The organism is Bradyrhizobium sp. BRP22 (assembly GCF_020194175.1).
Lineage (GTDB): Bacteria > Pseudomonadota > Alphaproteobacteria > Rhizobiales > Xanthobacteraceae > Bradyrhizobium.
In genome coordinates, this window is record NZ_JADYVX010000020.1 from 68,154 (window position 1) to 94,194 (window position 26,041).

Consider the following 26,041-nt stretch of genomic DNA (forward strand, 5'->3'; position numbering starts at 1 on the left):
AGCGAAGTGGATACCGGTTCGCGTGAAGAAAACGCGTCAACAAGAAATTCCCGATCTCATCATCTTCGATTGCGACGGCGTGCTGGTCGACAGCGAAGTCATTTCCTGCCGAGCGCATGCCGAGGTCCTGACGCGTCACGGCTATCCGATCACATCGGAGCAGGTCTTCGAGCGTTTCCTCGGTCGTTCGACGCGGCAGGCGAACCTCGAAGTCGAAGCCGAACTCGGCCGCAGCCTTCCCGATGATTTTCACACGCAATTGCAGGACGAACTTTTCCGTTCCTTTGAGGCCGACCTGCAAGCGGTGCCGCACATTCATGCCGCGCTCGATGAGATCGCGCAGCCGGTTTGCGTGGCGTCCAGCGGCTCGCCGCAACGCATGCGCGTCAGTCTCGGCCGCACCGCCCTCTACGATCGATTCGCGCCGAACATCTTCTCAGCCTTGCAGGTCAAGAACGGCAAGCCGGCGCCCGATCTGTTCCTGTTCGCGGCTGAGCAGATGGGGGTGCCGCCTGAGCGCTGCCTTGTGATCGAGGACAGCATCGCCGGCATCGCAGCCGCCCGCGCGGCCGGGATGGCAGTCCTCGGCTTCTGCGGCGGCAGCCATTGCGGGGCCGGCCATGCCGAGGCGCTGCACGCCGCCGGCGCCACCATGACGTTTGCGGATATGCGGGAACTGCCAGGGTTGATCGAACGGGGCGCAGTCGCTGCCGTAACCTGAGTTGTCATTCCGGGGCGATGCGCCAGCATCGAACCCGGAATCTCGAGATTCCGGGTCTGGTCCTTCGGACCATCCCGGAATGACGGCCCAAAAGCTGGATTTTGGCTGCTTTAGGCTGTATTTGAGCCCTGCGCCCTGAATGCGCTCCTTTCCACCCAAAGCAGGTTCCATGACGCCGCCGCGCAAGCTGCACATCAAGTCCTATGGCTGCCAGATGAATGTCTACGATGCGCAGCGCATGGTGGATACGCTGGCCGGCGAGGGCTTTGTCGAGACGGCGAACGCCGATGAAGCGGACCTGGTGATCCTCAACACCTGCCATATTCGCGAGAAGGCCTCGGAAAAGGTCTATTCCGAGCTAGGACGGCTGCGGGTGATGAAGGACGACGCCGTGCGGCAGGGTCGCGAGATGAAAATTGCGGTCGCCGGCTGCGTTGCGCAAGCGGAAGGTGAGGAGATCATCCGCCGCGCACCGACCGTCGATGTCGTAGTCGGTCCGCAGAGCTACCATCATCTGCCGCAACTCCTGAAGCAGGCGAAGGCAGAAGGCCGCGCGCTGGAGACTGAATTCCCCGTCGAGGACAAGTTCGGATTTCTGCCGCCGCCGAAGCCCGACGCGATCCGCTCGCGCGGCATTTCCGCTTTCGTCACTGTGCAGGAAGGCTGCGACAAGTTCTGCACCTTCTGCGTCGTGCCGTACACGCGCGGCGCGGAAGTCTCGCGTCCTGTGACAAGAATCATCGACGATGTGGCGCGGCTTGCCGATAACGGCGTGCGCGAGATCACCCTGATCGGGCAGAACGTCAACGCTTATCACGGCGAAGGGCCGGATGGACGAAGCTGGCCGCTCGGCAAATTGCTGGAGCGGCTCGCCGCAATTCCCGGCGTCGCGCGCCTGCGCTATTCCACCAGTCATCCCCGCGATGTCGAGGACAGCCTGATCGAGGCACATCGCGACCTGCCGGCGCTGATGCCGTTCGTGCACCTGCCGGTGCAGTCCGGTTCGGACCGGATTTTGGCAGCCATGAACCGCAAACATACCGCCGATGACTACCGTCGCGTCATCGACCGGTTTCGCGCGGCGCGCCAAGATATTGCTTTTTCATCGGATTTCATCGTCGGCTTCCCCGGTGAAAGCAGGGAAGATTTTTCCGCGACCCTCGCGCTTGTCACGCAAATAGGGTACGCTGCCGCTTATTCTTTCAAATATTCGCCGCGGCCCGGCACGCCGGCGGCGGACATGCGGGAGATCGTGCCAGCGGCAGAAATGGACGAGCGATTGGAGCGCCTCCAGAACTTGATCGACATCCAGCAATCGGCCTTCAACAAGGCTGTGATCGGCACCACGGTCGATGTGCTGTTCGAACGCGCAGGACGCAATCCTGGCCAGATCGTCGGCCGCACCGCCTATCTGCAGCCCGCGCATGTGATGGCCTCGCCTGACATCATCGGAAAAGTGCTACCGGTCAGGATCGACAGCCTCGAGCGCTATAGCCTGCTCGGCGAGCTCGCCGCGCGTCATGCGCAGCCGCAAGCATCCGCTCTTTCGCAGACGGCCATTGGAGCCTGAACCCTTGCCAAAAAGTGCATCGGATTCATCTTCGCTTGCTCCCAGCCGCAAACCCGACCGCGACATGCAGATCCCGCCAGAGACCCAGGTCGTCATCGACTTCGACGACAACCGCGCCGCTTCCGCGCTGGTCGGTCCTTACGGCCAGAATCTGGCGCAGATCGAGCGGCGGCTCGGCGTCGTCGTCGATTCCCGCGGCAACCAGATCACCATCGCCGGCTCCCGCGACGGCTGCGACGCCGCACGGCGTGTGCTGGAGACGCTCTATGGCCAGGCAACGCAGGGACATGACCTTTCGCAGGGCGACGTCGAAGGTGCGATCCGCGCCGTGATCGCCCAAGGCTCATTGTTCGAGTTCGATGCCAAGACCGCAAAGCCCTCGTTCGAGACTATAAATTTGCGCAAGCGCCCGGTGCGGGCGCGCACCGCGGCCCAGGATTCCTATATTCGCGCGTTGAAACGGCATGAATTGGTGTTCGGCATCGGTCCCGCCGGTACCGGCAAGACCTGGCTTGCGGTCGCCTATGCCGCGCAACTGTTCGAGCGCAAGGAAGTCGACCGCATCATCCTGTCGCGGCCCGCGGTCGAAGCCGGCGAACGGCTCGGCTTTTTGCCCGGCGATCTCCGCGAGAAGGTCGATCCCTATCTGCGGCCGATCTATGATGCGCTCTATGACCTGATGGATGCGCGCGTCGTCGAGCGCGCGCTGCAAGGCGGCGAGATCGAAATCGCGCCACTCGCCTTCATGCGTGGCCGCACGCTGACCAATGCCGTCATCATCCTGGATGAAGCGCAAAACACCACCTCGATGCAGATGAAGATGTTCCTGACGCGGCTCGGCGAGAACAGCCGCATGATCGTCACCGGCGACCCCTCGCAAGTCGACTTGCCGCACGGCCAGGCTTCCGGGCTGGCGGAGGCGGTACGCCTGCTGGAGGGCGTCGAGGGCATCGCACAGGTGCACTTCACCGCCGAAGACGTGATCCGTCACGAATTGGTGGCACGGATCGTCGCCGCCTATGAGGGATTGCCACAACGGCAGGGCGCCGCCAAATCTTGATGTTATCAGCCGGCCTCGCGAACCTGCCGCAGGCGGGTTCCAGGCGCAACCCGAACGCCTAGAAACAACTTTTTGGAACGACAGTGTCTTCCGCCCTCCCCGCTACCGAGGTTCTGGTCACAGCCGATTGCTGGCAGACCGAGCCTGATGCTGAAGCGGTGATCCATCGCGCCATCGAGGCCGCCGCCGAGATCGCCGAAGCCGATGTCGGCGACGCCGAACTGGCAGTGATGCTGACGGATGATTCCGGAATCCAGACACTGAACAGCAATTGGCGAGGTGTCGACAAGCCGACCAATGTGCTTTCGTTTCCGGCCCTGCAGCCCAACGGAACCCAGGGGCCGGACGACGCCCCGCGCATGCTCGGCGATATCGCGATCGCTTATGAGACCACGCGCAAGGAGGCCGACGAGGAGCAGAAGCCGTTCGACCACCATTTGAGTCACCTCGCGGTGCACGGTTTCCTGCACCTGATCGGCTATGACCACGACAACGACGACGACGCCGAGCAAATGGAAAATCTCGAGCGCGAAATCCTCGCGCAGCTTGGCATTCCCGATCCGTATGCGGACCGGGAGCGGATGGACTGAAATGGCGGACTCCGAACCTATCCACGACAATCCGCGCGATGTGCGCAACCTGCCGGCCGTGGTGCCGGAGGAAGCGCAGCGTCCCGCAGCGGAGGGCTGGCTGCTGCGCGCGATCCGCACCTTGTTCGGCTGGAAGGCGGGATCGGTCCGCGACGATCTGCAGGTGGTGCTCGACGCGTCGACGCCCGATGACGTGAACTTTTCCGCCGTCGAGCGCACCATGCTGCGCAATATCCTCAATCTGCATGAGCGGCGTATCGCCGACGTAATGGTGCATCGCGCCGACATCGTCGCGGTCAAGCGCGACATCCCGCTCGGCGAATTGATGAGCCTGTTCGAAAGCGCGGCGCATTCGCGCCTCGTGGTCTACAACGAAACCCTCGATGATCCCGAGGGCATGGTGCACATCCGCGACCTGCTCGCCTTCATGACCGCAAGGGCGCGCGTCAGCGACGCCGGCAAGACGCGGCGCAGGAAGCCGCTGCCCGCCGGCCTCGATCTGCGGGCGGTCGATCTCGCGCTGCCGCTTCACGAAGCCAGCATCATCCGAAAACTGCTTTATGTGCCGCCGTCGATGCGCGCGATCGACCTGTTGGTGCAGATGCAGGCCACGCGGATTCATCTTGCGCTAGTGGTCGACGAGTATGGCGGCACCGATGGATTGGTGACGATCGAGGACCTCGTCGAGGAAATCGTCGGCGAGATCGACGACGAGCACGACAGTGACGAGCCGCCGTCGATCGTTCGCCAGGCGGACAACTCCTTCATCGCCGACGCCCGGGCGAGCCTCGACGATGTTCGCTCCGTGATCGGCGAAGAGTTCGTGACGGGCGAGGCCGGCGAGGAGGTCGAGACGCTCGGCGGCTATCTGGTGTCGTTCGTCGGCCGCGTGCCGGTACGCGGCGAATTGATTTCCGGGCCGGGCAATTTCGAGGTCGAGGTGCTCGACGCCGATCCGCGGCGGGTCAAACGGGTGCGGATCGCGACGCGCAGGGAACGCAACGTTCCGCGCAAGGAGCGCGAGGGCCGTCGCCGCAGCGAGGCCACCCCCGACGCCAACCCGCAGGCCAACGACTCCGCGCCCCCGTCCGGCGATGGAGCCGGCCCGCAGTGAGATTTTCCGATCAACTCCGCACGGCCGGGCTTTCGATCATCCTGACCTGGGGATGGAAACGCGCCGTCATTGCGCTGATGGCCGGCGCCCTGTCGTCACTCGCAATGGCGCCGTTCAACGCCTGGCCGATCCTGTTCCTGACCTTCCCGGTCGCGGTCTGGCTGATCGACGGCGCCGGGGCCGGCAAGTGGCGCGGCATTCCGGCGGCGGCGATCTCCGGCTACTGGTTCGGGCTCGGCTACTTCGTGCCTGGGCTTTACTGGATCGGCTATGCCTTCCTGGTCGATGCGCAGACTTTCGCCTGGCTGCTGCCATTTGCGGTGCTGGGCCTGCCCGCCTATCTCGCCCTGTTTCCGGCGCTCGGTTTTGCGCTGGCGCGCCTGCTCTGGACCCCTGATGGTTTCCGCGTGCTGGCGCTGGCGGCGAGCCTGACCATCGCCGAATGGCTGCGTGGCCACTTGCTGTCAGGGTTTCCCTGGAACGCCTTCGGCTATGCGTTGTCAGAACCACTGGCGCTGGCGCAGACCGCGTCGCTGATCGGGCTCTGGGGCATGACGTTCCTTGCCGTTGCGATCTTCGCGAGCCCGGCTGTCCTGATCGATGGCAAATCGTCCAACCGAAGATTGTGGAGGGTACCGGTCACGGCGCTGGTCGTTCTCGCGGCCATGCTGGTGTTCGGCGCGGTGCGGCTGTCGCGGCTGCCGACCGCCATGGTCGCCAACGTCAAGCTGCGCATCATGCAGCCAAACCTGCAGCAGGACGTCAAATTCAACTACTCCGCCAAAGCGGAGGTGATGAAGAAATACCTGACTCTCTCCGACCGCGCCTCCGGCCCACAATCCACGGGCGTGCGCGACGCCAGCATCCTGATCTGGCCGGAATCGGCGTTCCCGTTCTTCCTGACGCGCGAGGCCGATGCGATGGCGCAAATCGCCGACCTCTTGTCCCCCGGAACCGTGCTGATCACCGGCTCGGTGCGCGCCCCCGACCTGCCGCCGGGCGCTCGCATCACACGGGCCTATAATTCGATCTATGTCATCGACCACGACGGCAGCGTGCTGTCAGTCTATGACAAGCTGCACCTGGTGCCATTCGGCGAATACCTGCCGTTTCAGGACCTGATGGAAAAGCTCGGCTTCGTGCAGCTCACGAAAGTCCACGGCGGCTTCATCCCCGGCCAGCGCCGCCATGCATTGGATATCCCAGCGGCGCCGCGCGCGCTGCCGCTGATCTGCTATGAGGCGATCTTTCCCGGCGACATCGACGTTCACGACGACCGGCCGGGCTGGATCATCAACGTCACCAATGACGGGTGGTTTGGAATTTCGACCGGCCCATACCAGCATCTGCAGCAGGCGCGGCTGCGCGCGATCGAGGAGGGCCTGCCGGTCGTCCGCGCAGCCAACACCGGGATTTCCGCAGTCATCGATCCCGCTGGACGAATTGTCGCAGAGCTCGGCCTCGGCATTGAAGGCGTGCTCGATGCCAGCTTGCCGGCTGCCATTCCGCCGACCGTATATGCACGTTTCAATGACATTCCCGCGGCGATCATTCTCTTCGCCGCGTTGTTGCTCGTGGTCGGACGGCGTGTTGCCCGGCGCAGTTTCTGACGCCTGCGGTCGCCCGATGGTTGCCTACGCAAGGAAAAATTTAGCAGGCGCGCTTCCCCCAGTTGACAGACCGACCGCGTCATTCGCATTCTACCGTTCCAAGCCAAACTGAAATCCAGCCAGCGCAGTTGCTCAAATTGTCCGCATTCGTCCTCGATCCTCCTCGCGGGATTTTGACGATACCGGCGCCTGAGGCATACTCCATGCCCGTTTTGCCTCATCCGCCGGGCGCGTAATCCTTCCAGGAGAGTCCGAAGATGTCTACCAAAGCGCCCAATCCTGTTGACAAATATGTCGGCAGCCGTGTCCGCATGCGGCGGATCATGTTGGGCATGAGCCAGGAAAAGCTGGGAGAAAAGCTCGGCCTCACCTTCCAGCAGATCCAGAAATATGAGAAGGGCACCAACCGCGTCGGCGCCAGCCGGCTCCAGCAGATTTCCGAGATCCTGCAGGTGCCGGTCTCGTTCCTGTTCGACGGCGGACCAAGCGGCTCGCCAACCGCGGAAGGCTTTAGCGAGGGCGCCTCGCCCAGTTACGTTTCTGACTTTCTCGCAACCTCCGAGGGACTGGCGCTGACGCGTGCCTTCACGCGCATCGCCGACGCCAAGCTTCGCCGCAGCATCGTCGAACTGGTCGAGCAGATCGCCGCCCGCGAAGGCCCCGACAAGCGCTGATCGGCGTCATCATTCCGGCGACATGGCATTGACGCACCCGCCGGCGCGGGGGCATGACATCGGTTCAATCGCTTCCAGATCATGATCCGCCTAGACGGAATCTGATCATGATCTCATCTCTTTGTTTGAGCATGATCTTCTCGGAAAACCGGTTTCCACTTTTCCGGATCATGCTCCAGATACCGGCGCGCCAATGACCAGCATATCCTTCAAGTCTGCGGAGATTCTCGACGGCATCCGCCGCTGGGTGGAGATCGAGACGCCGACGGAAGCGCCCGAGCAGGTCAACAAGCTCGCCGATCTCGTCGCCGAAGGCTACCGCGGCCTGCCGGCCACGCTCGAGCGGATCGACGGCCAGAACGGATACGGCGATCATCTCGTCGCGCGCTCGGCCTGGGGCCAGGACGCACCGGGAATCCTGGTGCTGAGCCATCTGGATACCGTGCATCCCCTCGGATTCATCCAGCGCCTGCCGTTCAGGATCGACGGCGACAGCGCCTTCGGTCCCGGCATCTACGATATGAAGGGCGGCGCCTATCTCGCCTACCACGCTTTCAGGGAAATTTGTGCCAATGGCGCGCGCCCGCCACTCGGCGTCACCCAGCTCTACGTGTCCGATGAGGAGATCGGCAGCCCGACTTCGCGGGCGCTGATCGAAGCCGAAGGCCGCAGAGCCAAATATGTGCTGGTGACCGAGCCGGCGCGTGACGGTGGCAAGATTGTCACCGGGCGCAAGGGCGTTGCCCGCTTCGAGATCTTCGTCAAGGGCGTGCCCTCGCACGCCGGCACACGGCCCGAGGACGGCCGCAGCGCGATCCGCGAGCTCGGCAACATCATCCAGACGCTCGAGGCGATGAACGATCTGAAGCGCGGCGTCACCGTCAATGTCGGCGTGGTCAGGGGCGGCACCAAGCCGAACGTGATCGCGGAAGAGGCCTATGCCGAGGTCGACATGCGCGTGCCGACCACCGCCGATGCCGAAGAGCTGGTGCCGAAGATTCTCAATCTGAGATCGCGGACCGACGGCGTCAGCGTGCGGGTGGTCGGCGAATTGAACCGGCCGCCTTACGAGAAGACCAACGCCGGCGCGGCGCTCTACGAGCACGCCAAGACGCTCGCAACCGAGATCGGCTTCGACCTCGTGGACACCTCGACCGGCGGCGGCTCCGACGGCAATTTCACGGCCCGGCATACGGCGACGCTCGACGGTCTCGGCGTCGACGGCAAGGGCGCGCATACCCATTACGAGCAGATGTATATCTCATCGATCGAGCCGCGGGCGCGGCTGCTCTATCGGCTGTACCAGACGCTGCGATGATGACGCCTTCACGCGATCAGGAGCGCGACGCACATGTGCAGGGCTCGTTCTTCGGACGGCGCAAGGGCCACAGGCTGCGTGCGCATCAGGCCGACCTGATCGAGCATCTGCTGCCGCATCTGGCGCTCGATATCGCAAGCCCGGCGCCGGCCCGCCTCACCGAATTGTTCGATGACGACGATATCGAGGATGTCAGGCTCGAGATCGGATTTGGCGGCGGCGAGCATCTGGTCGCCGAGGCTCGCGCGTTTCCGAAGATCGGTTTCATCGGCTGCGAGCCTTATGTCAACGGCATGGCCAAGATCCTGACCCAGATCGAGGCGCACAATATCCGCAACATCCGCCTGTTCGCAGGCGACGCCGCCGAGCTGCTCGCCTGGGCGCCATCGCAATCGATGCGGCGCATCGACCTGATCCATCCCGATCCCTGGCCGAAGCGACGGCACTGGAAGCGCCGCTTTGTCCAGGACGCCACCATTGCCGCAATGGCGCGCATCCTCAAAGCAGGCGGCGAATTCCGCTTCGTCAGCGACATCGACGATTACTGCACCTGGACGCTAGCGCACCTGATGCGCTCGCCGGATTTCACCTGGACGGCCGAGCGCGCCGCCGACTGGCAGGCGCCCTGGCCGGACTACACGATGACGCGCTACGGCGCCAAGGCCGAGCGCGAGGGACGACGCGCGACGTACCTGCGGTTTCGCAGAATTTGACGCTTGTCATTCCGGGGGGCGCGTAGCGCGAACCCGGTATCCATTTCGCCGCGTGTGTATGTGGCCCGATGGATTCCGGGCTCACGCTGCGCGTGCCCCGGAATGACGGCGTGGTTTGCACTTGGCATTCAAATCTGAGCGTCCGTCATTGCGAGCGCCAGCGAAGCAATCCATGCCTCCGCAAGCAGTGAAATGGATTGCTTCGCTGCGCTCGCAATGACGAGGAGAGAGATTACCGCGTCTTCCAGAAATCCACGACGCGCTGCGCGGTGGAGGGCATCAGGCGGGTGAAGTTCAGCCGGGCGCTCTCGATGTCGGCGGGCGACGGCACCCGGTTGGGACCGAGCCGGAGCAGGATCAGCGCGCGCACGGTGGCCCATTCGAGGCCAATGGTCTTGCCGGCGATCAGAATGGGATCGTAGCGGTCGCCGGTGATCAGGCGATCGAGCGTTGCGATCTTGACGCCGGTCATCGCGGCCAGCGCGCACACCGCTTCCTCGTATTTGAAGGACTTGGCGAAGTCGAGCAGCGCGAGTTCGTTCAATTGATCGGCGTGATGCAGCGCGAGGATCGTGCGCTGCGCCGGCGCGAAATCGCGCGCGCTGTCGACCTTCTCGCTCATGCCGTTGATCTCGCTGATCGCCTGCTTGATCGCGGCCTGCCGCTCCGGCTTGACCACGTCGAACAGGCGGCGGCGGACGATATCGACCGAACCCGCCACCAGCGTCTTCAACTGCTCGGGCGACAGATCCGCGCGCTGGCCGACGGCGAGCGTCAGCACGCTGTCCTGGTTGGCGCGCCGGATCAGCGTCGAATAACCGCCCCTGGAGAACTCGGCGCCGGCATTGCCGGCCGCACGGCGGACGACGTCGCGATCGCCACGGCGGACGATGACGTCGGTCAGATCGGCCGAGAGCTTCGGCCGTTCCGCCATCGCCAGCAGATGCTCCTGCCCCTTGGCGCGGGCGATTTCGACCAGGACCTGCTCGTCGATGACAGGAGACCGGCGCAACAGCGGCCCGGCGATCGCGATCTCGTCCTCCCGCGCAAGCTGCCCGATCAGGGTGCGCGGCCCCTTCGACAACAGCGACAGGCGTTCGGCGAGCTCCGCCCGCGCGGCACGCTCTGCGTGCGGCACCAGGCTGGTCAGGACGCCGTCGAACAGATCGATGTGGTCGGTGCTGAAACCCGCGGCCCCCTGCAGGAACAGTTCGCCGATCCGGCGCGCGGCCTCGGCGCGGCGCCTGGGGTCACCGGTACGGACGATCTCGTCGAGTTCAGGAATCAGTGCGGTCGCTGTCGTCGTCATAAGCCTGCCTAAACCGGCCGCGCCATGCCGGTTTTGCGGCGCAATCTAGGTGGCGTTCGTGAACGAAGTGTTAGACAGTTGCATCCGGCCGCCGGACGGCGCAAATTTGCTTCCGGGTGGCCTACGCCCCTTGCCGGATGAGCGGAAAAGCGCTATATCGGCAGCGACTTAAAGTTCTCATACGATCGCGTATTGAGAGTGGGCCCCTCCGGACCCGCTCTTTTTTATTACCCGAACGAACCCGGCCGAGCCTGGTCCGGTTCGGGTAGCGCAACCAGAGCATGAACCGGAAAAGCGAAGCCAGTTGTTCGCAAGGATCATGCTCAAACACGAGAGAAGATCATGACCCGATTTTTGCGTGATCGGATCATGACCCGACGCCGGTCAAGGGCCGGCTAACCAACAGAACCGACAGCTCAAGACGTATCTTTGACCCTGGATATGACCGATCCAACCGCTGGTTCCGTCAATGCCGAATTGCTCGCCGAGCCGCGGCTCGTGGTCGAGCCCGGCCCTGCGGCGCGCGTGTCGGCCGTCGCCACCCCGGTCCTGCAGGGACTGGGCTATCGCCTGGTGCGGATCAAGATCACCGGCGAGGCCGGCTGCACCGTGCAGATCATGGCGGAACGGCCGGATGGCTCGATGCAGATCGAGGATTGCGAGGCGATCTCGCGCGCGCTGTCGCCGGTGCTCGACATCGCCGATCCCATCGACCGGGCCTACCGGCTGGAAATCTCGTCACCGGGCATCGACCGGCCACTGGTGCGGCGCTCGGATTTCGAACGCTATGCCGGCCATCTCGTCAAGATCGAGATGGCAGTGGCGCATCAGGGCCGCAAGCGGTTCCGCGGCATCCTGAAGGGCGTTGAGGGTAGCGCGGTGCGCCTACATCGGGATGACACACGCGAGGGCGAAGATGCGGAGACCTTGCTGACGATGGAGGACATCGCCGAAGCAAGGCTGGTGCTGACCGACGAGCTGATCGCCGAATCGATGCGGCGCGGCAAGGCTCAGGAACGTGAGCTGCGCCGCGAACTGGGTCTGGCCCCGCCACAACCCGCGCACGCCAAGAAAAGCGATCCGAGCAAGAGCCATAAGCCGAAACACGGGACCGGCACGAAAACGGCCCCGAAGAACACTAAACAACACCGCCTCGCCGCCGAACGGCTGCGCCGGGGCGAGACCGAGCCTGACGAAGGAGACTAGCCATGGCAGTCAGCGCCAACCGACTTGAACTGCTGCAGATCGCCGACGCCGTCGCGCGCGAGAAATCGATCGACCGCGGCATCGTGATCGCCGCGATGGAGGATGCCATTGCGAAGGCGGCGCGCGCCCGGTACGGCAGCGAGACCGACGTCCACGCCGAGATCGATCCCAAGAAGGGCGAGCTCCGCCTGTCGCGCCACATGCTGGTAGTCGACGTGGTCGAGAATTCGTCCAACCAGATTTCGCTGGTCGATGCCCAGCGCGCCAATCCCGGCGCCCGTGTCGGCGATACCATCGCCGACACCCTGCCGCCGCTCGAATATGGCCGCATCGCCGCGCAATCCGCCAAGCAGGTGATCGTGCAGAAGGTGCGCGAGGCCGAACGTGACCGGCAATACCAGGAATTCAAGGACCGCATCGGCGACATCGTCAACGGCGTCGTCAAGCGCGTCGAATATGGCAGCGTGATTGTCGATCTCGGACGTGGCGAAGCCATCATCCGCCGCGACGAGATGCTGCCGCGTGAAGTGTTCCGCAACGGCGACCGCGTCCGCGCCTACATCTTCGACGTCCGCCGCGAGACCCGGGGCCCGCAGATCTTCCTGTCGCGCACCCATCCGCAATTCATGGCCAAGCTGTTCGCGCAGGAGGTGCCGGAGATCTATGACGGCATCGTCGAGATCAAGGCGGTGGCCCGCGACCCCGGCTCGCGCGCCAAGATCGGCGTGATCTCGCGGGATTCGTCGGTCGATCCGGTCGGCGCCTGCGTCGGCATGCGGGGTTCGCGCGTGCAGGCCGTGGTCAACGAACTGCAGGGCGAGAAGATCGACATCATCCCGTGGTCGCCCGACATCGCGACCTTCGTCGTCAACGCGCTGGCGCCGGCCGAAGTCGCCAAGGTCGTGATCGACGAGGACCGCGAGCGCATCGAGGTCGTGGTGCCCGACACCAACAACCAGCTCTCGCTCGCGATCGGCCGCCGCGGCCAGAACGTACGCCTCGCCTCGCAGCTCACCGGCTGGGACATCGACATCCTGACCGAGCAGGAAGAATCCGAGCGCCGCCAGGCCGATTTCGAGAACTCGACCCGTGTCTTCATGGAAGCGCTCAATGTCGACGAAGTGGTCGGCCAGCTCCTGGCGTCGGAAGGCTTCACCTCGGTCGAGGAACTGGCGCTGGTCGATGTGAAGGAACTCGCCGGCATCGAGGGCTTCGACGAGGAAACCGCTGCCGAGCTGCAGAATCGCGCCAAGGAATATCTGGAGCAGCTCGAGGCCGAGCTGGAAGCCAAGCGCAAGGAACTCGGCGTCGAGGACGCCATGAAGACCGTCCCCGGCATAACCGCGAAGATGCTGGTCAAGCTCGGCGAGAACGACGTCAAAACCGTCGAGGATCTCGCCGGCTGCGCCACCGACGACCTGGTCGGCTGGACCGAGCGCAAGGACGGCGGCGAGCAGACCAAGCATAAGGGGTTCCTCGACGGGATCGATGTCTCCCGCGAGGACGCCGAGGCGATGATCATGCAGGCCCGCGTGAAGGCCGGCTGGATTACCGAGGCTGACCTCGCCAAACAGGACGTCGAGGCGGAAGCCGCCGAAGAACCGACGGCCTAAGGAGATGGCCCGGGCATGCTCGCAATGGTTGACCCCGATCTGGATCATGGGCCGCGGACCGACAAGTCCGCGACCATGCGGATGTGCGCGGTCAGCCGCGAGGTGCGCCCGATCGACGAACTGATCCGCTTCGTCGTCGCCCCCACCGGCGAGGTGATCGCCGACGTGAAACGCAAACTGCCGGGTCGCGGCCTTTGGCTTTCGGCCTCGCGCCGCACGGTTGCGGAAGCGGTGCGCCGTCACCAGTTTAGCCGGGGATTCAAGCGCGACGTCCGCGTCGCGGCAACTCTGCCCGATGATACCGAAGCGCTGCTGGTTCGCAGTGCCCTCGAGGCGCTGGCCATGGCCGCCAAGGCTGGCCAGGTCGTTTCCGGCTTCGGCAAGGTCGAGGACGCGTTGTCGCAGCGGGAAAGACCCTTAGGTCTGATCCATGCTTCCGATGCGGCCCCCGATGGAGTCCGCAAATTGGACGCGATCTTGCGGCAAAGGGGCGGAAAAGACGAAGATTCGTTGAAAATTTCTGTCGTCACCGCGCTGACGTCAGCAGAATTGGATTTGGCACTGGGCCGGTCAAATGTGATACATGCTGCCCTGCTCGCGGGCCCGGCGAGCAAGACGTTCCTGTCGCGCTGCCAGCTTCTGGTCCGATACCGGATGGCCGATGACGACAAGACCGAAGGTAGCGGCCAGAAATTCTAGCGAGAGCATGATCCGGAAAAGGGGAAACCGGTTTTCCGAAAAGATCGTGTTCAAACAACAAGATGGAGCGAGATGACGGTTGAGAAGAAGTCATTTCGCTCTTTTGGGACTGCGACGACGACGCGTGCGAACAGGCACAACGCTAACAAGATTAGGACTGCTGAATGGTTGATACCAAAACCCCTGGCGACAAGACTTTGAGTGTCCCGACCAAGACCTTGACGCTGAAACCACGCGTCGAGACGGGCACCGTGCGCCAGAGCTTCAGCCATGGCCGCAGCAAGCAGGTTGTGGTCGAGAAGCGCGGCAAGCGCCGCGTCGGTGGTGACGGCCCCGGAACCGAGGCGCATGCGCCCGAACCGGTCGTGGCCAAGCCCGCGCCGGCGCCAGCCAGGCCGCCACTCGGCCGCCCGGGCGGCCCCTCTTCATCGCAGCGCAATGCGGGCGGATCGGGCGTGGTGCTGCGCACCCTGACCGAGGACGAGCGCTCGGCCCGCGCCAGCGCGCTCGCCGATGCCCGGCAGCGTGAGATCGAGGAGCGCCGGCAGGCCGAAGAGGAAGCCAAGCGCCGCGCCAGCCGCGAAAGCATCGAACGGGCCGAGCGCGAAGCCGCGGAAGCCCGCCGGCAGGCCGAAGAGGAACGTCATCGCCAGGAAGAGGAAGCCAAGCGCAAGGCCGAGATCGAGGCCAAGCGGCGCTTTGGTGAGGCCGAGGCCAAGCCTGCTGCCGCAGCAGCTCCTGCGGCAGCACCGGCGGCTCCGGCCCGTACCCCGACGACCCCGGCGCGCGCGCCAGCGGCGGCTCCAGCGGCGAAGGCACCGGGCGTTGCCGCCGAGCCCGATGAGGACGAGGGTCCGCGACAGGTTCGCCGCGGCCCGGGCGGCGCCATGCGCCCTGTGGCCGCCCCGAAGACCACCCACAAGCCGGGTCCGCAGAAGCAACGTGGCCGCTTGACGGTTGTTACCGCGCTCGACGCCGACGACGTGCGCGAACGCTCGATCGCATCGTTCCGCCGCCGCACGCAGCGCTTGAAGGGCCATGCGTCAAACGAACCGAAGGAAAAGCTGATCCGCGAGGTGACGATCCCGGAAGCCATCACCATCCAGGAACTCGCCAACCGCATGTCCGAGCGCGCGGTCGACGTGATCCGCATGCTGATGAAGCAGGGGGCGATGCACAAGATCACCGACGTGATCGATGCCGACACCGCGCAACTGATCGCCGAGGAACTCGGTCACACGGTGAAGCGCGTGGCTGCATCCGACGTCGAGGAAGGCCTGTTCGATGTCGTCGACGATTCCACCGATACCGAGCCGCGTTCGCCGGTCGTCACCGTCATGGGCCATGTCGACCACGGCAAGACCTCGCTGCTCGACGCGCTTCGTCACGCCAACGTGGTTGAAGGCGAAGCCGGCGGCATCACCCAGCACATCGGCGCCTATCAGGTGTCCTCGCCGGAAAGCGGCACGAAGATCACCTTCATCGACACGCCCGGCCACGCCGCGTTCACCGCGATGCGCGCGCGGGGCGCCAAGGTCACCGATATCGTGGTGCTGGTGGTCGCAGCCGATGACGGCGTGATGCCGCAAACGGTCGAAGCGATCAATCACGCCAAAGCCGCCAGGGTTCCGATCATCGTCGCGATCAACAAGATCGACAAGCCGGACGCCCGGCCCGAGCGCGTGCGCACCGAATTGCTACAGCATGAAGTGCAGGTCGAATCGCTCGGCGGCGAAGTCGTCGACGTCGAGGTTTCCGCCAAGAACAAGACCAATCTCGACCGGCTGCTCGAGATGATCGCGCTGCAGGCCGAACTTCTCGACCTCAAGACCAACTCGCAGCGTCCGGCCGAAGGCACCGTGATCGAGGCCAAGCTCGACCGCGGCCGCGGTCCGGTCGCGACCGTGCTGGTGCAGCGCGGCACGCTTCGGGTCGGCGACATCATCGTTGCCGGCGCCGAGATGGGCCGCGTCCGCGCGCTGATTTCGGACCAGGGCGAAAATCTCGACGAAGCCGGTCCGTCGGTGCCGGTCGAGGTGCTCGGCTTCAACGGTCCGCCCGAAGCAGGCGATCGGCTTGCGGTGGTGGAGAACGAAGCGCGTGCCCGCCAGGTCACGAGCTACCGCGCGCATCAGAAGCGCGAGAACGCCGCCGCCTCGATCTCCGGCATGCGCGGCTCGCTCGAACAGATGATGTCGCAGCTCAAGACCGCGGGCCGCAAGGAATTCCCGCTGATCGTGAAGGCCGACGTGCAGGGCTCGCTGGAAGCGATCCTGGGCTCGCTGGAAAAGCTCGGCACCGAGGAAGTCGCCGCCCGCATCCTGCATGCCGGCGTCGGCGGCATCTCCGAGTCCGACGTCACACTGGCGGAAGGCTTCAACGCCGCGATCATCGGCTTCTCCGTCCGCGCCAACAAGGAGGCGGCGGCCGCAGCCAAGCGCAACGGCATCGAAATCCGCTACTACAACATCATCTACGATCTCGTGGATGACATCAAAAAGGCGATGTCCGGCCTGCTCGCGCCGACCCTGCGCGAGACCATGCTCGGCAACGCCCAGATCCTGGAGGTGTTCAACATCTCCAAGGTCGGCAAGGTCGCCGGCTGCCGCGTCACCGACGGCACGGTCGAACGCGGCGCCAATGTCCGCCTGATCCGCGACAACGTCGTCGTGCATGAAGGCAAGCTGTCGACGCTGAAGCGCTTCAAGGACGAAGTGAAGGAAGTCGTCGCCGGCCAGGAATGCGGCATGGCGTTCGAGAACTACGGCGACATGCGTGTCGGCGACGTGATCGAGTGCTACCGTATCGAAACCATCCAGCGCTCTCTGTAAGTCCAAATCTTACGGAGCGCGGGAATTTCGAGCTGAACCGTCATGCCCCGCGAAAGCGGGGCATCCAGTAGCGCAATTGATTCTAGGCACGGAATACTGGATCATCCGCTTTCGCGGGTGGTGACGACAATTGGGATTTTAGATAATGCCCCGTCATCAGAAGAAGAGTTCCGCCGCCGGCGGCTCGCAACGTCAGCTGCGCGTCGGCGAGACGGTGCGCCACGCGGTTGCCGAGATTCTCTCGCACGGTGACGTCCACGATCCGGATCTTCAAGGCCACATCATCACCGTTCCAGAGGTGCGAATGTCGCCGGACCTGAAGCTCGCGACCATCTATGTGATGCCGCTCGGCGGACGCGACACCGAGGCCGTGATTGCTGCGCTCGACCGCAACAAGAAATTCCTCCGCGGCGAGATCGCGCATCGCGTTAACCTGAAATTTGCACCTGACATCCGCTTTCGCGTCGACGATCGATTCGACGAAGCGGAACGTATCGAGAAATTACTGAGAACACCTGCGGTGCAGCGCGATCTTGCACCCGATTCGGACGACGAATGAGATGACCGTGACGACCGCAAACCCCGTGATCGAATCGCAAGACATCGATTCGCATGCGGACGACGAAAAAATTTCGGCGCCTGCGCGCGTCGACGAAAGGCGTCGCGTCAACAATGATCCGCGCCAGAAACCGAAGCAGCAGGGCAACCAGCCGCGGCGCGACAAGCGCGACGTCCACGGCTGGGTGGTGCTCGACAAGCCGATCGGCATGACGTCGACGCACGCCGTCGCGGTGCTGAAGCGCCTGTTCCAGGCCAAGCGCGCCGGACACGCCGGCACGCTGGATCCGCTCGCCTCGGGCGGGCTGCCGATTGCGCTCGGCGAAGCCACCAAGACGGTTCCCTTCGTCATGGAAGGCCGCAAGCGCTATCGCTTCACGGTGGCCTGGGGCGAGGAGCGCGACACCGACGATATCGAAGGCCGCGTGGTCAGGACCAGCGAGCTTCGTCCTTCGGCCGCTTCAATCCAGGAACTGCTGCCGCGCTTCACCGGCGTGATCGAGCAGGTTCCTCCGCAATATTCCGCGATCAAGGTCCAGGGCGAGCGGGCCTATGACCTGGCGCGGGACGGCGAAAAGGTCGAATTGCAGCCCCGGCCGGTCGAGATTCACGAATTAACCCTGGTGGAACATGACGATGGCGGCCAGTCCGTGTTCGAAGCCGAATGCGGCAAGGGAACCTATGTTCGTGCTTTGGCCCGGGATATGGGGCGAATTCTCGGCTGTTTCGGCCATATCTGCGCCCTCAGGCGCACCGTTGTCGGTCCGTTTACCGAACGGGACATGATTCCGCTGGAAGAATTGGAGGCTTTATGCAATAGAGCCGCGTCTGGCGAGGGCAGCCTCGCCGACGCGCTTTTGCCCGTTGAGACCGCGCTGGACGACATCCCGGCACTGGCCGTCACACGGGCGGATGCGGCAAGGCTCCATCGGGGCCAAGCCGTTTTGTTGCGCGGACGGGATGCGCCCAATAGTAGCGGCACAGTCTATGTCACGGTGGCAGGCCGACTTCTCGCGCTTGCCGAGATTGGCAATGGCGAAATCATCCCCAAGCGCGTGTTCAACCTGACCGGACTGACTGCCAGTTCGGCTCGCAACCATGAAAGTATCTGACGATGTCGATTACCGCCGAACGCAAAGCGGAAGTCATCAAGACGAGTGCCCTCAAAGCCGGCGACACCGGCTCGCCCGAGGTTCAGGTCGCGATCCTGTCGGAACGCATCAACAACCTCACCGAGCACTTCAAGACCCACGTGAAGGACAACCATTCACGCCGCGGCCTGTTGAAGCTGGTGTCGACGCGACGCTCTCTCCTCGACTACATCAAGAAAAAGGACGAGGCGCGTTACAAGGCATTGCTGGAAAAGCATAACATTCGTCGTTGATTTCAAGACTGCGCGCGCAACGTTGGCGCGCGTTTTCGCATGATCTTCCGAGAAACCGGAGTTTCGACCGTTCGGAGACGATCATGCGCAGGAGCATGAACGTGGCGACGGCATGTCGCCGCACACATGCTCAAGCCTGGAGCATGATCCGCCTCTCCGGAACGATCATGCTCAAAGCCTAAGTGCCCAGCAGCAATCCGGCCGCTGGGCAGGGCAAGATGCCCGTATGAACGAAAGGATGGACGCCATCCGGAACTTGAGAACCATGGCAGGATCGCCGGATACTGATCACGGCTTGCGATCAGCGTCCCGCCATCTTGCGCATGGTTTTTGCGTTTTGGAGGCCCATTCTTTCGTGGAACCATGAAAGAAGACCGAAATGTTTACTACCCATTCCGTGGAAATCGACTGGGGCGGACGTCCCCTCAAGCTTGAAACCGGAAAGATCGCAAGGCAGGCCGACGGCGCCGTGGTCGCGACCTATGGCGAGACCGTGGTGCTTGCCACCGTCGTCGCCGCCAAGGCGCCCCGCGAGGGCGTCGACTTCCTGCCGCTGACGGTCGACTACCAGGAGAAGGCCTATGCCGCGGGCCGCATTCCCGGCGGCTACTTCAAACGCGAGGGCCGGCCGACCGAAAAGGAGACGCTGGTCTCCCGCCTGATCGACCGCCCGATACGTCCGCTGTTCGTCGACGGCTGGCGCAACGAAACCCAGGTGATCGTGACGACGCTGTCGCACGACATGGAGAACGATCCGGACGTGCTGTCGATGGTGGCGGCTTCCGCCGCGCTGACGCTGTCCGGCGTGCCGTTCAAGGGCCCGATTGGCGCCGCACGCGTCGGTTTTGCCAATGACGAATATGTGCTGAACCCGACGCTGGACGAGATGAACGAGACCCAGCTCGATCTCGTCGTCGCCGGCACCGCCGACGCCGTGCTGATGGTGGAATCGGAAGCCAAGGAGCTGAACGAAGACGTCATGCTCGGCGCCGTGATGTTCGGCCACCGCCACTTCCAGCCGGTCATCAACGCGATCATCGAACTCGCCGAGAAGGCCGCGAAGGAGCCGCGCGAAATTACTCCGATCGACAACTCGGCGATCGAGAAGGACATGCTCGCCCTCATCGAGCAGGATCTGCGCACCGCCTACGCCATTCCGATCAAGCAGGAGCGTTACGCCGCGGTCGGCGCCGCCAAGGAAAAGGTGATGGCGCACTTCTTCCCGGAAGGGCAGGAGCCGCAATACGACAAGCTGCGCGTCGCCGACGTGTTCAAGGAGCTGGAAGCGAAGATCGTCCGCTGGAACATCCTCGACACCGGCAAGCGCATCGACGGCCGCGACGTCAAGACGGTGCGCAACATCATCGCCGAAGTCGGCGTGCTGCCGCGCGCCCATGGTTCGGCGCTGTTCACGCGCGGCGAGACCCAGGCGATGGTCGTGACCACGCTCGGCACCGGCGAGGATGAGCAGTACATCGACGCGCTGTCCGGAACGTATAAGGAGACGTTCCTGCTGCACTACAACTTCCCGCCCTACTCGGTCGGTGAGACCGGCCGGCTCGGCGGCACCAAGCGTCGCGAGATCGGCCACGGCAAGCTCGCCTGGCGCGCGATCCATCCGGTGCTGCCGCCGCACCACGAATTCCCCTACACGGTGCGCGTGGTGTCTGAAATCACCGAGTCGAACGGATCGTCGTCGATGGCTTCCGTCTGCGGCGCCTCGCTCGCGCTGATGGATGCCGGCGTGCCGTTGAAGCGGCCGACCGCCGGTATCGCGATGGGCCTGATCCTCGAAGATCAGCGCTTCGCGGTGCTCTCGGACATCCTCGGCGACGAGGACCATCTCGGCGACATGGATTTCAAGGTTGCCGGCACCGACCAGGGCATCACCTCGCTGCAGATGGACATCAAGATCGAGGGCATCACCGAGGAGATCATGCGCGTCGCGCTTGGCCAGGCCAAGGAGGGGCGCATCCACATCCTCGGCGAGATGGCGAAGGCACTGACCGCAGCACGCGCCGAACTCGGCGAATACGCGCCGCGCATCGAGACCTTCAAGATCCCGACCGACAAGATCCGCGAAGTGATCGGCACCGGCGGCAAGGTGATCCGCGAGATCGTCGAGAAGACCGGCGCCAAGATCAACATCGAGGACGACGGCACCGTGAAGGTCGCCTCCAACGACGGCGAGGCGATGAAGGCGGCGATCAAGTGGATCAAGTCGATTACCTCCGAGCCGGAGATCGGCCAGATCTACGACGGCACCGTGGTCAAGGTGATGGAGTTCGGCGCCTTCGTGAACTTCTTCGGCGCCAAGGACGGCCTCGTCCATATCAGCCAGCTCGCGGCCAACCGGGTGCAGAAGACCTCCGACGTCGTCAAGGAAGGCGACAAGGTCAAGGTCAAGCTGCTCGGCTTCGATGACCGTGGCAAGACCCGGCTGTCGATGAAGGCGGTCGACCAGGAGACCGGTGAGGATCTCGAGGCCAAGCAGAAGCCGGACGCGCCGGCGCCGCGCGAGGCCGCCGGCGAGTGAACGCCTCAACATAACGCCTCAACATAATGGAATTGCTAAAAAGGGCGGCCTCGATGGCCGCCCTAAGTTTATGTGGGGCCTGGCAAATCAACCGTCGCTGATGACCATGCGCGGTTTGGCCGCGATATCGTGATCAGCTTTATCGGAACCGCTTCATATCCTGCGCCTACAATAGGACAGAACGCTTTCCTTAAGCCCGGAGGTCACGATGTCATTTCTATCCCGCCGCCACCTGATGATGGCCGCAACCGGTATCGTCGCCGCAGTCGCTTCGCCGCGAATGGTGTTCGCGCAAGCGTCGGCGCCGCCACCTGCCGGTCCGTTCAAGGTCGATCCGCTGCCATATCCCGCCAATGCGCTGGAGCCGCATATCGATGCGCTGACCATGCAGATCCATCATGACAAGCATCACCAGGCCTATGTGAACAACGTCAATGCAATCGCGAAAGACCATCCGCAGATCGCAGACAAGCCGATTGCAGATGTGCTCGCCAAACTCAGCGACGTGCCGGAAGCCGTCCGCACGGGTGTCCGCAACAATCTCGGCGGCCACGCCAACCACACCATGTTCTGGCAGATCATGGGACCGAATGGCGGCAAGCCGGAGGGCGAGGTGCTCGCGGCGATCGAACGCGATCTCGGCGGCCTGGAGAAACTGCGCACCGACTTCAACGCGGCCGGCGGACGCGTATTCGGTTCGGGCTGGGTGTTCGTCACCGTGAGCAAGGACGGCAAGCTCGCGCTCGAGACTCGTCCGAACCAGGACAGCCCGCTGATGGACGGCAAGCGCGTGCTGTTCGGCAACGACGTGTGGGAGCATGCCTATTATCTGCATTACCAGAACCGCCGCCCCGACTATCTGCAGGCCTGGTGGAACACGGTGAACTGGAAGGCGATCGGCGACCGCTATGCGGCAGCAAAGGCCGGCACGCTCGGCGTATAGACCACGCGCGACAGAACAGTACCACGCGGCCGGAGGCGAGATATCGTCTCCGGCCGTTTCGCTGCACCGCCAATTCCAAGCCGCCCTTCACGGCGCCTTGGAATCGGCCGTTGCCAATGCGAGCGTTCGGAGCGATGAACGCGTCTTCGCCAGTGATGAGGTTCAGCCCCATGATCCAGCTTTATTGGTCGCCCCGTTCGCGCTCGTTCACCTGCCTGTGGCTGATGGAAGAAACCGGACTGCCCTATGAGCGCGTGCTGACCGACATCTCGACCGGCGCGCAGAAGGCGCCGGAGTTCCTGAAGATCAATCCGATGGGCAAGGTGCCGGCGCTGAAGGACGGCGACGTGGCGCTCGGCGAGGCGGCTGCGATCTGCGCCTATATCGCGGATCGTTATCCGGAAACCAAACTCGCGCCGGCGCTGAACGATCCGAAGCGCGCACGATATCTGCAGTGTGCTCGACGTCGAGCTTCAGAAAGGACCGTGGATCCTCGGCGAGGATTTTTCCGCCGCCGACATCGTGGTCGGCTCGGGCCTGAACTATGCGGTGCGGCTGTTCAAGATGGTGCCGTCGCGACCGTCCTTCGAGGCCTATATCGCCCGCTGCGCCGCGCGTCCGGCGTTCCAGTTCGCGGAGAAACTCATAGCGGGTTAGTTTCCCGCCGCCGTCATCACCCGCCACCGGGTCCCGCATGCGCGGGGCATGACGGCTGAGATTACTCCGCCTTCAGGTTTTCCGGGCGCGGCATCGAGATCACGTTGTAGCCGGAATCGACGTAGTGGATTTCGCCGGTGACGCCGCCGGAAAGATCGGACAGCAGATAGAGCGCGGAGCCGCCGAGTTCATCGAGCGTCACGCCGCGGCCGAGCGGCGAATGCTTCTGCTGGAACGCGAACATCGCGCGGGCGTCGCCGATGCCCGACCCCGCGAGCGTGCGCACCGGACCGGCCGAGATCGCATTGATGCGGATGGCGCGCGGGCCGAAATCGGCGGCGAGGTAGCGCACGGACGCTTCCAGCGCCGCCTTCGCAACCCCCATCACGTTGTAATTGGGCATCACGCGCACCGAGCCACCGAAGGTCAGCGTGACCATGGCGCCGCCACTCTCCGGCATCAACTCCGCCGCGCGCTTGGCGATCTCGGTGAAGGAGAAGCAGGAGATCAGCATGGTGCGCGAGAAATTCTCTCGCGTGGTGTCCGCATAGCGACCCTTCAGCTCGTTCTTGTCGGAGAAGGCGACGGCGTGGACGAGAAAATCGAGCTGACCCCATTTGTCGCGCAGGCTCGCGAACACCGCGTCGACGCTGGCGAGATCCTCGACATCGCAGGGCAGCACCGCATCGACACCGAGCGATTGCGCCAGCGGCTTGACGCGCTTGCCGAGCGCCTCGCCCTGGTAGGTGAAGGCAAGCTCGGCGCCTTGCGCATGCAGCGTCTTGGCGATGCCCCAAGCGATCGAATGATCATTGGCGACGCCCATGATCAGTCCGCGCTTGCCTTTCATCAGGTCCTGCATTGCCAGTCCGCTCCTATTGACTCGCTGCTGCGTCATCACCCGCGAAGGCGGGTGATCCAGTATTCCGAATACGCCAGTGACCGACCGAGAGGCTGCGGCATACTGGATGCCCCGCCTTCGCGGGGCATGACGGGTAAAGGAAAACTACGCATCCAGCCGCTTGAACACCAGCGTCGCGTTGGTGCCGCCGAAGCCGAACGAATTCGACAGTACGGTGCCGAGCTTCGCGCTATCGACGCGCTTGCGCACGATCGGCATGTCGGCGAAGACGGGATCGAGCTCGGTAATGTGCGCGCTTTCGCAGATGAAGCCGTTGTTCATCATCAGCAGCGAATAGATCGCTTCCTGCACGCCGGTGGCGCCGAGCGAATGGCCGGTCAGCGCCTTGGTCGCAGAGATCGGCGGGCATTTTTCGCCGGTGCCGAACACCTTGCGGATCGCTTCGATTTCCGGCGGATCGCCAGCAGGCGTCGAGGTCGCGTGCGGATTGATGTAGTCGATCGGCGTCTTCACCGTCGACAAGGCCATGCGCATGCAGCGCTCGGCGCCCTCCCCCGAAGGCGCCACCATGTCGTAGCCGTCTGAAGTCGCGCCATAGCCGACCAGTTCGGCGTAGATACGCGCGCCGCGCGCCTTGGCATGCTCCAGCTCTTCCAGCACCACGACACCGGCACCGCCGGCGATGACGAAGCCGTCGCGGTTGATATCGTAGGGACGGGAGGCCGTGGCCGGCGTGTCGTTATATTTCGACGACATGGCGCCCATGGCGTCGAACAGCACCGACAGCGTCCAGTCCAGCTCCTCGCAGCCGCCGGCGAAGATCACGTCCTGCTTGCCGATCTGGATGATCTCGTAGGCATTGCCGATGCAGTGGTTCGACGTCGCGCAGGCCGAGGAAATCGAATAATTCACGCCCTTGATCTTGAACCAGGTCGCAAGCGTCGCGGATGCGGTCGACGACATGCCCTTGGGAACGGCGAACGGACCGACCCGCTTCGGACCCTTGGTGCGCGCGATGTCGGCGGCCTCCACCAGCGTGCGCGTCGACGGGCCGCCCGAGCCCATGATGATTCCGGTGCGCTCGTTGGAGACTTCGCCCGCCTCCAGTCCGGCATCGCGGATCGCCTGCTCCATCGCCACGTGATTCCATGCCGCGCCTTCGGCCAGAAACCGCATCGCACGGCGATCGATCACCTCGGCAGGATTGAGCGTCGGCGCACCCTGCACCTGGGAACGGAAGCCAAGCTCCGCATATTTCTCCGCGCGGGTAATCCCGGACTTTGCCTCGTGAAGGCTCGCAAGCACTTCCTGGGTGTTGTTTCCGATGGACGAGACAATGCCCATCCCGGTGATGACAACCCGCCTCATGATCGCCTCGCCCTGCCGTTAGTTTTCTGTGCGACGGTTTCGGTCACGCCGGGGCCGTGCCCTGCTTGAACAGCCCAACCTTCAAATCCTTCGCGCGATAAATAATCTCGCCGTCCATGGAAAGCCAGCCATCGGCAATACCGAGCACCAGCCTCGAGCGCATCACGCGCTTGATATCGACGTTGTACACAACCTTGCGCACGTTCGGCAGCACTTGGCCGCCGAATTTCAACTCGCCAAGCCCGAGCGCGCGGCCGCGTCCTTCGCCGCCGATCCAGCCGAGGTAAAAGCCGACCATCTGCCACATCGCATCCAGGCCAAGGCAGCCCGGCATGACCGGGTCGTTCTTGAAGTGGCAGCCGAAGAACCAGAGATCCGGCTTCACATCGAGCTCGGCGCGCACCAGTCCCTTGCCGAACTCGCCGCCGGTCTCCGAGATCTCGCTGATGCGGTCGAACATCAGCATCGGCGGCAACGGCAACTGGGCGTTGCCCGGACCGAACATCTCGCCCCTGCCGCACGCCAGCAGATCCTCGTACTCATAACCGCTGCGCCGCTCCAGCATCCTCTTTCCACTCTCCTCAATGTCCCGGTGAAGCGCTCTCGAACGAACCGGACCCTCTTCCCGGCGGGACTGGATTTCCCGCAACCCGGCGCTATCTTGGGCGCGAACGGCGTCGTCTCTGCCGAATTCGCATATGTGGT

General features: G+C 63.9%; 22 protein-coding genes and 1 pseudogene. 19 read left to right on the forward strand and 4 right to left on the reverse strand.

The genetic code is table 11. The features are described 5' to 3' along the window. Positions 1–46 precede the first annotated feature (46 nt). The 9 genes from I6F35_RS23475 (at position 47) to trmB (ending at position 9,370) form a co-directional block, all read left to right on the forward strand. Positions 47–721: an HAD family hydrolase gene (locus I6F35_RS23475; RefSeq protein WP_225120086.1), complete on the forward strand. Its 675-nt coding sequence runs from the start codon at positions 47–49 to the stop codon at positions 719–721. 169 nt (positions 722–890) lie between these two features. Then, the gene (gene miaB, locus I6F35_RS23480) at positions 891–2,291 is read left to right on the forward strand and encodes a tRNA (N6-isopentenyl adenosine(37)-C2)-methylthiotransferase MiaB (protein WP_225120028.1); all 1,401 of its coding nucleotides are present in this window, start codon (positions 891–893) and stop codon (positions 2,289–2,291) included. A gap of 4 nt (positions 2,292–2,295) precedes the next feature. Then, positions 2,296–3,351, forward strand: coding sequence for a PhoH family protein (locus I6F35_RS23485; RefSeq protein ID WP_225120029.1), 1,056 nt, complete (start codon positions 2,296–2,298; stop codon positions 3,349–3,351). An 83-nt stretch (positions 3,352–3,434) separates the two neighbouring features. Continuing rightward, complete coding sequence (gene ybeY / locus I6F35_RS23490) at positions 3,435–3,941, forward strand: rRNA maturation RNase YbeY (RefSeq protein WP_225120030.1); 507 nt, start codon at positions 3,435–3,437, stop codon at positions 3,939–3,941. 1 nt (position 3,942) lies between these two features. Then, positions 3,943–5,055 carry a hemolysin family protein gene (locus tag I6F35_RS23495; RefSeq protein WP_225120031.1) on the forward strand — a complete coding sequence of 371 codons (1,113 nt, stop codon included), beginning with the start codon at positions 3,943–3,945 and terminating at the stop codon, positions 5,053–5,055. Then, the gene (gene lnt / locus I6F35_RS23500) at positions 5,052–6,665 is read left to right on the forward strand and encodes an apolipoprotein N-acyltransferase (RefSeq protein WP_225120032.1); all 1,614 of its coding nucleotides are present in this window, start codon (positions 5,052–5,054) and stop codon (positions 6,663–6,665) included. Before I6F35_RS23495 ends, lnt begins: the two co-directional genes overlap by 4 nt. Positions 6,666–6,922: 257 nt before the next feature. Then, the gene (locus tag I6F35_RS23505; protein ID WP_225120033.1) at positions 6,923–7,339 is read left to right on the forward strand and encodes a helix-turn-helix transcriptional regulator; all 417 of its coding nucleotides are present in this window, start codon (positions 6,923–6,925) and stop codon (positions 7,337–7,339) included. 193 nt (positions 7,340–7,532) lie between these two features. Then, a complete protein-coding gene (locus tag I6F35_RS23510) occupies positions 7,533–8,657 on the forward strand; it encodes a M20 family metallopeptidase (RefSeq protein ID WP_225120034.1) in 1,125 nt (374 codons plus the stop codon). Continuing rightward, on the forward strand, positions 8,657–9,370 hold the full coding sequence (gene trmB / locus I6F35_RS23515) for a tRNA (guanosine(46)-N7)-methyltransferase TrmB (RefSeq protein WP_225120035.1): 714 nt from the start codon (positions 8,657–8,659) through the stop codon (positions 9,368–9,370). The genes I6F35_RS23510 and trmB overlap by 1 nt, the downstream gene beginning before the upstream one ends. Before the next feature lie 232 nt (positions 9,371–9,602). On the opposite strand, the gene I6F35_RS23520 is transcribed toward trmB, so the two are convergent. Continuing rightward, a complete protein-coding gene (locus I6F35_RS23520; RefSeq protein ID WP_225120036.1) occupies positions 9,603–10,679 on the reverse strand; it encodes a DUF2336 domain-containing protein in 1,077 nt (358 codons plus the stop codon). Between the two features lie 441 nt (positions 10,680–11,120). On the opposite strand from I6F35_RS23520, the gene rimP reads away from it, so the two are divergent. From rimP to I6F35_RS23570, 10 genes and pseudogenes are all read left to right on the forward strand, one after another. Continuing rightward, the gene (gene rimP, locus I6F35_RS23525) at positions 11,121–11,885 is read left to right on the forward strand and encodes a ribosome maturation factor RimP (RefSeq protein WP_225120037.1); all 765 of its coding nucleotides are present in this window, start codon (positions 11,121–11,123) and stop codon (positions 11,883–11,885) included. A 2-nt stretch (positions 11,886–11,887) separates the two neighbouring features. Further along, positions 11,888–13,498, forward strand: a complete 1,611-nt coding sequence (nusA, locus tag I6F35_RS23530) for a transcription termination factor NusA (RefSeq protein WP_225120038.1) — start codon at positions 11,888–11,890, stop codon at positions 13,496–13,498. A gap of 15 nt (positions 13,499–13,513) precedes the next feature. Next, positions 13,514–14,197 carry an RNA-binding protein gene (locus I6F35_RS23535; protein ID WP_225120039.1) on the forward strand — a complete coding sequence of 228 codons (684 nt, stop codon included), beginning with the start codon at positions 13,514–13,516 and terminating at the stop codon, positions 14,195–14,197. A gap of 164 nt (positions 14,198–14,361) precedes the next feature. Next, positions 14,362–17,028 (forward strand): translation initiation factor IF-2, encoded by a 2,667-nt coding sequence (gene infB / locus I6F35_RS23540; protein WP_225120040.1) that lies wholly within the window; start codon positions 14,362–14,364, stop codon positions 17,026–17,028. A 145-nt stretch (positions 17,029–17,173) separates the two neighbouring features. Further along, positions 17,174–17,587, forward strand: coding sequence for a 30S ribosome-binding factor RbfA (rbfA, locus tag I6F35_RS23545; RefSeq protein ID WP_225120041.1), 414 nt, complete (start codon positions 17,174–17,176; stop codon positions 17,585–17,587). 1 nt (position 17,588) lies between these two features. Continuing rightward, positions 17,589–18,698: a tRNA pseudouridine(55) synthase TruB gene (gene truB, locus I6F35_RS23550; RefSeq protein ID WP_225120042.1), complete on the forward strand. Its 1,110-nt coding sequence runs from the start codon at positions 17,589–17,591 to the stop codon at positions 18,696–18,698. Between the two features lie 2 nt (positions 18,699–18,700). Next, positions 18,701–18,970: a 30S ribosomal protein S15 gene (rpsO, locus tag I6F35_RS23555; RefSeq protein ID WP_225120043.1), complete on the forward strand. Its 270-nt coding sequence runs from the start codon at positions 18,701–18,703 to the stop codon at positions 18,968–18,970. 379 nt (positions 18,971–19,349) lie between these two features. Then, a complete protein-coding gene (gene pnp, locus I6F35_RS23560) occupies positions 19,350–21,506 on the forward strand; it encodes a polyribonucleotide nucleotidyltransferase (RefSeq protein ID WP_225120044.1) in 2,157 nt (718 codons plus the stop codon). A gap of 208 nt (positions 21,507–21,714) precedes the next feature. Next, the gene (locus I6F35_RS23565) at positions 21,715–22,449 is read left to right on the forward strand and encodes a Fe-Mn family superoxide dismutase (protein ID WP_275945488.1); all 735 of its coding nucleotides are present in this window, start codon (positions 21,715–21,717) and stop codon (positions 22,447–22,449) included. A 170-nt stretch (positions 22,450–22,619) separates the two neighbouring features. Beyond that, a pseudogene (locus I6F35_RS23570) lies at positions 22,620–23,106 on the forward strand (glutathione S-transferase). Between the two features lie 61 nt (positions 23,107–23,167). Here the strand turns inward: I6F35_RS23570 and fabI are convergent. The 3 genes from fabI to fabA form a co-directional block, all read right to left on the reverse strand. Continuing rightward, the gene (gene fabI / locus I6F35_RS23575) at positions 23,168–23,968 is read right to left on the reverse strand and encodes an enoyl-ACP reductase FabI (protein ID WP_225120045.1); all 801 of its coding nucleotides are present in this window, start codon (positions 23,966–23,968) and stop codon (positions 23,168–23,170) included. 144 nt (positions 23,969–24,112) lie between these two features. Then, positions 24,113–25,336, reverse strand: coding sequence for a beta-ketoacyl-ACP synthase I (fabB, locus tag I6F35_RS23580; RefSeq protein WP_225120046.1), 1,224 nt, complete (start codon positions 25,334–25,336; stop codon positions 24,113–24,115). Positions 25,337–25,379: 43 nt separating this feature from the next. Next, positions 25,380–25,901, reverse strand: coding sequence for a 3-hydroxyacyl-[acyl-carrier-protein] dehydratase FabA (fabA, locus tag I6F35_RS23585; RefSeq protein ID WP_027580962.1), 522 nt, complete (start codon positions 25,899–25,901; stop codon positions 25,380–25,382). Positions 25,902–26,041: the final 140 nt, after the last annotated feature.

What these genes read in the sequence shown, in the direction of transcription:
- nusA (WP_225120038.1), top strand. Translation starts at nt 11,888, where the DNA reads ATGGCAGTCAGCGCCAACCGACTTGAACTGCTGCAGATCGCCGACGCC.
- fabB (WP_225120046.1), bottom strand. Translation starts at nt 25,336, where the DNA reads ATGAGGCGGGTTGTCATCACCGGGATGGGCATTGTCTCGTCCATCGGA.
- fabA (WP_027580962.1), bottom strand. Translation starts at nt 25,901, where the DNA reads ATGCTGGAGCGGCGCAGCGGTTATGAGTACGAGGATCTGCTGGCGTGC.
- miaB (WP_225120028.1), top strand. Translation starts at nt 891, where the DNA reads ATGACGCCGCCGCGCAAGCTGCACATCAAGTCCTATGGCTGCCAGATG.
- I6F35_RS23505 (WP_225120033.1), top strand. Translation starts at nt 6,923, where the DNA reads ATGTCTACCAAAGCGCCCAATCCTGTTGACAAATATGTCGGCAGCCGT.
- rimP (WP_225120037.1), top strand. Translation starts at nt 11,121, where the DNA reads ATGACCGATCCAACCGCTGGTTCCGTCAATGCCGAATTGCTCGCCGAG.
- I6F35_RS23520 (WP_225120036.1), bottom strand. Translation starts at nt 10,679, where the DNA reads ATGACGACGACAGCGACCGCACTGATTCCTGAACTCGACGAGATCGTC.
- pnp (WP_225120044.1), top strand. Translation starts at nt 19,350, where the DNA reads ATGTTTACTACCCATTCCGTGGAAATCGACTGGGGCGGACGTCCCCTC.
- truB (WP_225120042.1), top strand. Translation starts at nt 17,589, where the DNA reads ATGACCGTGACGACCGCAAACCCCGTGATCGAATCGCAAGACATCGAT.
- trmB (WP_225120035.1), top strand. Translation starts at nt 8,657, where the DNA reads ATGACGCCTTCACGCGATCAGGAGCGCGACGCACATGTGCAGGGCTCG.
- I6F35_RS23495 (WP_225120031.1), top strand. Translation starts at nt 3,943, where the DNA reads ATGGCGGACTCCGAACCTATCCACGACAATCCGCGCGATGTGCGCAAC.
- I6F35_RS23565 (WP_275945488.1), top strand. Translation starts at nt 21,715, where the DNA reads ATGTCATTTCTATCCCGCCGCCACCTGATGATGGCCGCAACCGGTATC.
- I6F35_RS23535 (WP_225120039.1), top strand. Translation starts at nt 13,514, where the DNA reads ATGCTCGCAATGGTTGACCCCGATCTGGATCATGGGCCGCGGACCGAC.
- rbfA (WP_225120041.1), top strand. Translation starts at nt 17,174, where the DNA reads ATGCCCCGTCATCAGAAGAAGAGTTCCGCCGCCGGCGGCTCGCAACGT.
- fabI (WP_225120045.1), bottom strand. Translation starts at nt 23,968, where the DNA reads ATGCAGGACCTGATGAAAGGCAAGCGCGGACTGATCATGGGCGTCGCC.
- infB (WP_225120040.1), top strand. Translation starts at nt 14,362, where the DNA reads ATGGTTGATACCAAAACCCCTGGCGACAAGACTTTGAGTGTCCCGACC.
- I6F35_RS23510 (WP_225120034.1), top strand. Translation starts at nt 7,533, where the DNA reads ATGACCAGCATATCCTTCAAGTCTGCGGAGATTCTCGACGGCATCCGC.
- rpsO (WP_225120043.1), top strand. Translation starts at nt 18,701, where the DNA reads ATGTCGATTACCGCCGAACGCAAAGCGGAAGTCATCAAGACGAGTGCC.